This is a genomic window from Mycobacterium sp. (genome assembly GCF_049281135.1).
Classification (GTDB): Bacteria; Actinomycetota; Actinomycetes; order Mycobacteriales; family Mycobacteriaceae; genus Mycobacterium.
The window spans coordinates 1-8,096 of record NZ_JBAPRN010000785.1 but is presented as its reverse complement, the minus strand read 5'-3'; the positions used below and the strand labels follow the sequence as shown (position 1 = coordinate 8,096).

Genomic DNA, 8,096 nt, shown 5'->3' with positions numbered 1-8,096 from the left:
GTGTAGGGCGAGCTCGACCTCGACGGTGCCGGCGGCGTGCCGGGCAAACATGCCGACACTGGCGTGTGTTGGTGCCTTGCTGCCCACAACTGTCAGCGTCCGAGCAAAATCCCGCAGATAGTGTGCGTCCTGGACGACGTAGTGGATGAAGAGTTCCGGGTCGAGGCTGCCGTCGGTCAGGCCAGCCAGGAATGGGTGCTTCAAAATCGCCGCGTAGGTGCCGGCAGCTTCGGCCCACAACCGTCCCGTCCATCCGCCTCGCATCACGACTGCGATGATTCCAGCCCCATAGCCCCCCTGCTCGGTTGCAGTCTGTCTCAGATTCGTGTCATTTCTTCGGCCTCGCCGCGGTCTTCGAAGCGGCCTGATTGGACGCGGGTGGGAGCACTGAGCGAAGTGCTGAACCCTGTGCATAATTCGAGCTATAATTCATCGATTAGCACTCTTGTAACTTCAATTACGGCTGGAAGCGAGCGCTGCATGAAAGTGCGGTTGGACGCGACAGGTGTCGTGGACACAGCCAGTGTTATGCGGTCGATCCAGAGGAGTTCCCCGTCGGCGACCTGGGCTACAGCACCCTGGAACCGCACGAGGTGGCGCAAGCCCACGAGAGTGTGGTCCGCGCAGGCGTTGCGACGTGCCCCGAAATGGCGCTCATCATTGACGAAGACGGCGGCCAGTGGGCGGAGTAGCAACCGCCTGCCCTGAATCCCCTTTGCGAAGGTATCGATGACGCAGCGACCTGCCCCCATTCCCGACGAAGTCAGTGCCCCGTTCTGGACCGCTGCTGACAACGGCTCTCTGGTGGTCCAGCGGTGCTCGACCTGTCAGGACCTGCAGTATCCGCCCGATATCACCTGCCAACGGTGCCACGGAGATGACCTCTCATTCATCGAGGTGTCCGGGCGGGGACAGGTGTATTCGTTCGCGACCGTCGATCGCGCGTTCCACCAAGCTTTTGCGGACCGGCTTCCCTACGTCGTCGCCCTGATTGAGCTTGAAGAGGACTCGAGGGTGCGCCTGTTCACCAACATCGTCGACACGGACCTGGAGTCGGTCCGGGTGGGAATGCCGGTGGAGGTCACCTTCAGGGCGAGCGGCGACCGGATGCTTCCTCAGTTCCGTGGTGTGCCGTGAGCCGGCGGTTGGAACCCACTGCAGTGGTCGGCGTCGGCTACGCCCCCACTGCGTTGCGCGGAGGGCCGGGCAAAGAACAGTTGACCCTGCAGGCTTGCCGGGCTGCTCTTCACGATGCCGGACTGCATCCGGAGGACGTCGACGGTCTGTTCCAGAGCAGGTTCGGGCCGGAGTCACCTGATACGTTGACCACCGCCAGACTCCTCGGCATTCCCGACCTAACCGCCTATCAGGACCTGGAGACCGCCGGCCCGTCCGGCCTTGCCGGGCCGATGGCCGCGGCTATGGCTGTCGCCTCAGGAGCCTGCGAGGTAGCCCTCGCCTACCGGTGCATGTCCGCCGAGGCCGGTTACCACGGCGGCACCTCACATGGCCCCACCGAAATCACTGGTCGCGAGCAGTTCACCGCCCCGTACGGCAACAGCACCAACAAGTCGATCCTGGTCAGCATGGCCATGCGGAAGCAACGCCGGATGGCCGAGTACGGCACGACGCAAGAGCACTACGGTTACCTCGCCGTCAACGCACGGCGCTGGGCAGCGATGAACGACCGCGCGCTATTCCGCGAACCGTTGACCCTCGAGGACTACCTTGCCTCGCGCATAGTGGTCGACCCCCTCCTCTTGCTCGACTGCGACCGGCCCGTCAACGGCGCATCTGCGGTCGTCATCACGTCACCGGCACGCGCCCGAGATTTGCCGAACACTCCGGTGATGATCGAGAGCCTGGCCTACGGAACGGGCCGCAATCCCGACTGGATGTTCGAAGACGACCAGGTCTTCGGAGCCACTATCGACTGCGCGCGAACGCTGTGGAGCCGGTCCGAGCTTCGGCCGGACGGCATCGACTGTGCGCAGCTTTACGACGGGTTCACCCACATCACCCTGTCGTGGATCGAAGCGCTCGGGTTCTGTGCCCGCGGCGAGTACGGCGACTGGGTGGCCGAGGGTAAGACTATCGGCCCTGGGGGTTCGCTACCGTTGAACACCGCGGGAGGCCACCTCGGCGAAGGCCGGCTGCACGGCCTCACCCTGCTCATCGAAGCGGTTCTGCAGCTGCGCGGTCAGGCCGGCCTGCGTCAGGTTCCCGGCGCCCGCACGTCCGTGGTGGCCAATTCCTACGGACCCCAGGTCGGCGCGATGACTCTGACGAATGTTTGACCCACCACACGGCACAGAAGCACCGCGCGTCGACCCCTCGATGGCGTCAGGCGCCCCGGTGTCGACTCGGCGCCCCACCCAGCGGCCAGGCAGGTGCGCTCGAAGGTGTGGTGCGCCCCTTCCGCTAACTCTCGCGTCAGGCCCACGCCAGCGGCAAGCTGTTGAGGCCGTAGACGCCACTGTGGTGTTCGACGATCGACTCGCCTTCCGCGATACGGTAATTGGGAATCCGCTTGTGCCATTCCTCAAGTGCGACCGCCAGCTCGACGCGCGCCAGATGCGAACCCAGGCAGCGGTGCGGTCCAGAACCAAAGGAGATATGCCGGAATGGCCCGCGATCGAAGTCGATCTCGGATGCCCGCTCATATTGGTTCGCGTCACGTCCCGCCGCCGCGAGCGGGAACAGCACCATATCGCCCTTCTTCAGCGGGCATCCATGAAATTCGACGTCCTGGGTGACGCGCCGGCCGGGCTGCACAATTGGGTGGGCTCGCAGGAACTCCTCGACTGCCGCGGGAATGACCGTCGGGTCATCGAGGATCCTTTGGCGCAATTCAGGTTTCGTTGCCAACGTATAAAAGGCGTAGGACAACTGTGAGGCGACGGTATTCAGGCCGGCCAGCAACATAAGCGTGCCGAGTGACAACACGTCGGCGTCGGGGATCGGCTTGCCATCCATCTCCCAGCGCACCGCCTGGCTGATAATGTCCGACTTCCCGTCGTTTTCGGACTTGCGCGCGTTCGCAATGGCCTCTACGAAGTACCTTGTTATTTCGGCCATTGCCGCCGCGGACTTTTCGCGGGTGGGGTCGGTCTCTTCGGTGAGGTGCAGAGCCTCGTGTTCCCATTTCAGGAATGTGTCGAGATCACTCTGCGGAAGGCCCATAAGGCTCAGGAAGATCGTCGTCGGGAACTTGTTGGCGAATCCGGTCACGAAATCGCAGTGGTCTGCGCTCGCTAGATGATCGATCAGATCGACTGCGAGAGCACGAACGCCGTCTTTCATCGCCGCCGCCCGGGCCGGGGTGAACAGGGGGGCGAGCAGCCTGCGCCACTTGGTGTGCTCGGGCGGGTCGAGCATCTCAGGGATCCACATGTACGGCGGGTCGGGTTGGATCGGCTCCATCGCGTGGCTGGAAAACAAGTCTGGGCGCGTGTAGCCCTCGGCAATCACGTCGTGATCGGTGAAGACGTAATAGCCTTGCGCGTCCTTCGTGAAGAACACTGGCGGCAGCCTATCGCCGTCGAATTGCTGGAATCCCGTCATTGGCGGGTGGTCCCCGGACGACCAAGAATAGGGCCCGACAGGGCAGGTCGCTGCACCACGTTGCGCGGCGGTCATCGATTGTCTCCTTCTGTAACGGGATCTGGGACATGCTGTCGCGCCGGCCATCTGACCGCTTTGTGCTCGAGGAACCGCTCCTAGATCCCTGACGTCGGACCGTCGGGCGACCATCCTGCGACCATGGTTCTCAACCAAGGAATGCAACCTTGCCGTCCAACCGCCCTATTGCCGTTGCCTTCAGATCGTGGGTGTGCAGATGCGTTAGGTGCGAATACCCGAGTTAAATCGATCACTATTATAGCGACTCAAAGTGTTTCGCACCACACCGGGTCAAGCAAGGGAAAGTCGGGCGGCGCTGGCGAGTCGACACAAGCGGAACCGCCCGCCCGGGTTCGCAGGGCGGCAAGCTGCAGGTGAGCATGCTAGCGGAGCCCCAACGGCGGCCTTGCGACTCGAGCGCCCCTCGCATGGACGGACTGATCGTCTTGCAGAGCCAGCCGCGGCCCGAATCATCCTCCGAAAAAATCCACACTCAAAGCGATATATAGGTGCTCGGGTTATTCTGGTACCGCGGACGGCTTGCAGTGCACATGAGGGATGCGGTGATCGTAGAGGTGGTGCCTCGCACATGCCGGATACTGGGTCTGCCGCTCCGTGTTCAGTGTCACCGGAGCCATCCTCGCCGTCCGCGTTCGGGATGCAAGACGTCATCGCTCCACAGCACGCACCCGTTCTGCTGTCGGGGGTCCGATAGCGCGACCCGGACGGTAGCCTCTGCAAAGTCTGCGGCGTCGGCCCATTGCGTCTCGTCGGCTGCGGCGAACAGATTCCCTGGTGTCAGAACCGGTTCGGAGGGCAAGAGCAAGTTCGCCGCGATGCCGTAGGGCTGCATTTGCAGCGCAACTGTCTGAGTGAGGTGGTGCATCGCCAACTTGTTGCATCCGTATGGGATCGGTCCGGCGACGGCGTCATCGGTATATGGGCCCTCGCCGGGGTCCAGTGCGGCTGACGAGCTGATGTTGACGATTGAGCCGCGGTTTGCCTTGATCATGTCAGGCAGCACCAGCTGCGTCAGCCGGTAGCTCGCGAACAGCCCAATCTCGAAGTGCATTCTGAACGCCTTGAGTGGCACGTCGAGGATCGAGAGTGTCTGCCATGGCGTTGGTGATTGGCTCGCGTCGCTCGGCTGTTGGTGAGTCGCGGTGTCGGCCCGGGATGCCTGCGGGCGCCCCGGCACGGTGAGTGCAGCGTTGTTGATCAAGAGGTCGATGGGGCCGAGTTCAGTGCGCGCCACGTCGTAGAGCTTCTCAACGTCAGCGGGTTGCGATAAATCCGCGGGGATAGCGATCGCGTGTCCGCCGGCTTGGTGGATGTCCTTGACAACGTCGTGAATGGTTCCGGGATGCATGGGACTCCATTCGGTTTCGCTGCGCGCGACGACGGCCACCGCGGCTCCCTCGCGTGCAAACGCGATGGCGATTGCTCGACCGATACCGCGGCTGGCGCCAGTCACGATCGCGGTACGACCGGCGAGCCGGGGCGCGTTTGTCATCGTGGCATCGGCCGTAGGTGAGGAGTCGGTGTCAAAGTTGGTCGCGCCGTTCATCATCGGAGGCTGGTGCACTTCTGTTCCTTCGTATTGTCGAGGTGTGTGATGTCCAGGTCGGGTCAAGGCACGCTCGGCGAGTTACCGGCCGCGTCGAGTAGCACGGTCGCCGCGGTGATGTGCCCGGTGTAGCCGCAGAGCCGCGATCGCAGCGGCACAATGCCGCCCAGCTAGGGTCATCGGGCTTCAATGCGACGTCGCGGCGCGGCGAGGTCATGTCCTGCACTTCGTTCACCACGCTGGCCCCGTGCGTCAGGTGGCGCCTCGATGTTGATCGCGTCGCCGAGCGCAGAGAGCGCGAGTGCAGAGGTGCCGAATTGCACAGTATTGGCCAGAGCGCGTTTGAGATGCAGGTGAACGCCGCTCTCCCAGGTAAAACCGATCCCACCATGTAGCTGCAGGCACGCCTCGTTGACCGCTAGGGCGTTGGGAACGCTGTACGCCTGGGCCATCGCTAGCGCGATCATCCGATCCTCTAACGAGTCAGCGTGACACGCAATCGCGTACCTGACGATTGCTCGGCCTTGGTTATTGGTGATCCACATGTGTGCGGCGCGATGACGCAGCGCTTGATACGACCCGATCGGACGGCCGAACTGTTTGCGCACCTTGAGGTAGGACGTTGCCTCGTCGAGCGCCCAGTCAGCGATTCCCACCGCTTCAGATGCCTGCATCACCGCAGCGATCTGCAGCGCTACAGACAGCATCGTCGGTGCGGACTCGTTGTGTGCCAACGCTATTGCACGCACTCCCGCCAGCCCGACATCGGAGACAGGCTGTGTCTCGTCGAGGCAGGTACGACGGATGATGGTCAGCCCGGCCGCTTTGGATTCGACGGCAAACAGCACGATGCCGGCCGGTCCGACCGCGGGGACGACGAATAGATCGGCACAATCTGCGGCCAAGACATTGGTGACCCTGCCGGTAAGTGCACCGTTTCCATCTGCCCTCACCGTGACGTCGACGGGCGCGAAGGGCGACGACGTCGCCGGGACAGTCAGGCAGGCGATCGCACCGGCGGCCAACCGCGCCAACAACTCTGGTGCGGCGTCACTTCCGGATGTCGCCGCTGCGTGGACAACGTTGGTGGCCAGCACGGCGCTGGCGAGGAACGGGACTGGGGCGACAGCACGGCCGAGTTCTTCCATGGCAGCAGCCGCGTCTCGCACGGTGGCACCGTGGCCGCCGAATTTTTCGGGAACGAGCATGGCGGTCAAACCCATCTCGTCGGAGATGACTCGCCAGAGGTCACGGTCGTATCCCTGGCGGCTTGCAACGTGGTCGAGGACAGAGGTGGTGCTGCAGCGTTCGGCAAGCGTCTCACGAAGTGCTTTACGCAAGTCGTCGCGAGCCTCGTCCTCCCGCAGTATGGGCATCGGCGAAACATGGTCTGGGGAGGTCATTTTGGGAGGTCCTTCCACGGCGTGGCAATGTCGATTCTGGGCTCGCGCGGAAGATTGAGGACCCGGTCCGCAATCTGATTGAGCAGGATCTCGGTCGTGCCGCCTTCCACGGAGTACGCCCGTGACCGCAGGTAGTGGAATGTGTAGGGCCGCGACGGGTCAAACGGATCACAGGACTGTCCATCGATGTCCCATGAGTCGTAGTGCAGAGTACTGTCGGGGTCGAGTTGGGTCATCAACCGAGTAATGGCCTGATTATTCTCGGCGAACATCACTTTCGCGCCTGCGCCCTCAAGGCCGGGCGGCCCGTCCCCCGCGATTTGCGTGAAGTATTCGCTCGTGATCCGTGTGACTTCCGTGTCGACCCACGCCTGCAGGACGAGGTGGTGGAGAGCAGGGTTCCGAAGCTCTGGACGCGCGCGCCACAGCGCAGCAAGTCGCCCGATATTCTGATCCTCCCGCGCGGTGGCGCCCCCCGCGTCGGACCGTTCGTTCAGCAACGTCGTCAGTGCCACCGTCCAGCCCTGTCCGACTCCCCCGACGCGCATGTTGTCCGGGACAGAGACATCGGTGAGGAATACCTCATTGAACTCAGCCTGGCCAGTTGCCTGTCGCAACGGTTTGACATCTATGCCGGGTAGCGCCATATCGAGTATGAAGAACGTCAACCCCTGGTGTTTGGGAAGATGAGGATCCGTGCGCGCGAGCAGTAGGCCCCAGCGGGCGCGATGGGCCCCCGACGTCCACACCTTCTGGCCGTTGATAATCCAGCGCCCGCTATCGGCGACGGCGCGGGTGGCCACACTGGCCAAATCGGAGCCGGCACCGGGTTCGCTAAAGAGCTGACACCAGATGTCCTCACCGGTCCACAGCGGGCGAAGCAGCCGCAGATGTCGCTCATTGCCGTGCGTCACTATCGTCGGTGCGGCCATGCCTAGTCCGATCGGGTTCCGCCACACTTGTGGGCGCACTGCGCCGGCGACGACCAACCGGTCTTCGAGGTCGTCTTGGCAATGCCTTGGGGCGCCCAAGCCACCCGCTCCGACGGGGTAGTTGACCCACGCCAGGCCTTTGTCAAACCTCGCGCCCAGAAATTCCCGTTCCGTCATCGCCGTTGGATCATTGTCCGCGAGCAGTTCAAGTACCGACTGGGCGATGTCGCCTTCCATCAGGACCTGACCTCCTGCACACGCTTCGCATCAGTCAGCCGCGTGTGCGTCGAGGATGGCGCCGCCGGCACGTAGTTCATCGAAGCGACTTCCAAGTCGGCGCCCGCTTTTCGGCGAATGCCGCTACCGCTTCGGCGGTATCGCCGGTTTGAGAGCACATCACCTGAGTGCGGTTCTCCAGGTCGAGTGCGTGACGCAGCGATGGCGCGTCGACGTTCTGCCACATCGTCTCCTTAGTCATCCAGATGGCCATGGGCGAGTGGCGTGTGATCAACCGGCAGGTTCGCAACGCGCGGTCCACCACGGCGCCGTCGGCCACCACATCGAGTACTAAAC

8 protein-coding genes and 1 pseudogene are annotated in these 8,096 nt (G+C 63.2%); 3 read left to right on the top strand and 6 right to left on the bottom strand.

Annotated elements, in window-relative coordinates:
- Window positions 1–264 (bottom strand): annotated as a pseudogene (locus WAN02_RS31135) (thiaminase II); the annotation flags it as partial.
- Window positions 265–476: 212 nt separating this feature from the next.
- Between WAN02_RS31135 and WAN02_RS31130 the strand changes: the two are divergent.
- From WAN02_RS31130 to WAN02_RS31120, 3 genes are read left to right on the top strand one after another with little or no spacing between them, the layout of a single operon-like run.
- On the top strand, window positions 477–692 hold the full coding sequence (locus WAN02_RS31130; protein ID WP_422269223.1) for a ferredoxin: 216 nt from the start codon (window positions 477–479) through the stop codon (window positions 690–692).
- Between the two features lie 37 nt (window positions 693–729).
- Window positions 730–1,137, top strand: a complete 408-nt coding sequence (locus WAN02_RS31125; protein WP_422269222.1) for a Zn-ribbon domain-containing OB-fold protein — start codon at window positions 730–732, stop codon at window positions 1,135–1,137.
- On the top strand, window positions 1,134–2,297 hold the full coding sequence (locus WAN02_RS31120; protein WP_422269221.1) for a thiolase C-terminal domain-containing protein: 1,164 nt from the start codon (window positions 1,134–1,136) through the stop codon (window positions 2,295–2,297). Before WAN02_RS31125 ends, WAN02_RS31120 begins: the two co-directional genes overlap by 4 nt.
- 136 nt (window positions 2,298–2,433) lie before the next feature.
- Here the strand turns inward: WAN02_RS31120 and WAN02_RS31115 are convergent, their stop codons facing one another.
- The 5 genes from WAN02_RS31115 to WAN02_RS31095 form a co-directional block, all read right to left on the bottom strand.
- Complete coding sequence (locus WAN02_RS31115; RefSeq protein WP_422269220.1) at window positions 2,434–3,639, bottom strand: cytochrome P450; 1,206 nt, start codon at window positions 3,637–3,639, stop codon at window positions 2,434–2,436.
- Between the two features lie 607 nt (window positions 3,640–4,246).
- On the bottom strand, window positions 4,247–5,206 hold the full coding sequence (locus WAN02_RS31110) for an SDR family NAD(P)-dependent oxidoreductase (RefSeq protein WP_422269219.1): 960 nt from the start codon (window positions 5,204–5,206) through the stop codon (window positions 4,247–4,249).
- Window positions 5,207–5,364: 158 nt separating this feature from the next.
- Window positions 5,365–6,591, bottom strand: a complete 1,227-nt coding sequence (locus WAN02_RS31105; RefSeq protein ID WP_422269218.1) for an acyl-CoA dehydrogenase family protein — start codon at window positions 6,589–6,591, stop codon at window positions 5,365–5,367.
- Entirely contained in the window at window positions 6,588–7,760 is a 1,173-nt protein-coding gene (locus WAN02_RS31100) for an acyl-CoA dehydrogenase family protein (protein ID WP_422269217.1), read from the bottom strand. Before WAN02_RS31100 ends, WAN02_RS31105 begins: the two co-directional genes overlap by 4 nt.
- Window positions 7,761–7,836: 76 nt before the next feature.
- On the bottom strand, window positions 7,837–8,096 hold a 260-nt coding region (locus WAN02_RS31095), incomplete at its 5' end, for an enoyl-CoA hydratase/isomerase family protein (RefSeq protein WP_422269216.1).

Bases quoted from the DNA above. Each gene is read 5' to 3' on its own strand.
- WAN02_RS31125 (WP_422269222.1), top strand. From the start codon at position 730: ATGACGCAGCGACCTGCCCCCATTCCCGACGAAGTCAGTGCCCCGTTC.
- WAN02_RS31115 (WP_422269220.1), bottom strand. From the start codon at position 3,639: ATGACCGCCGCGCAACGTGGTGCAGCGACCTGCCCTGTCGGGCCCTAT.
- WAN02_RS31105 (WP_422269218.1), bottom strand. From the start codon at position 6,591: ATGACCTCCCCAGACCATGTTTCGCCGATGCCCATACTGCGGGAGGAC.
- WAN02_RS31100 (WP_422269217.1), bottom strand. From the start codon at position 7,760: ATGGAAGGCGACATCGCCCAGTCGGTACTTGAACTGCTCGCGGACAAT.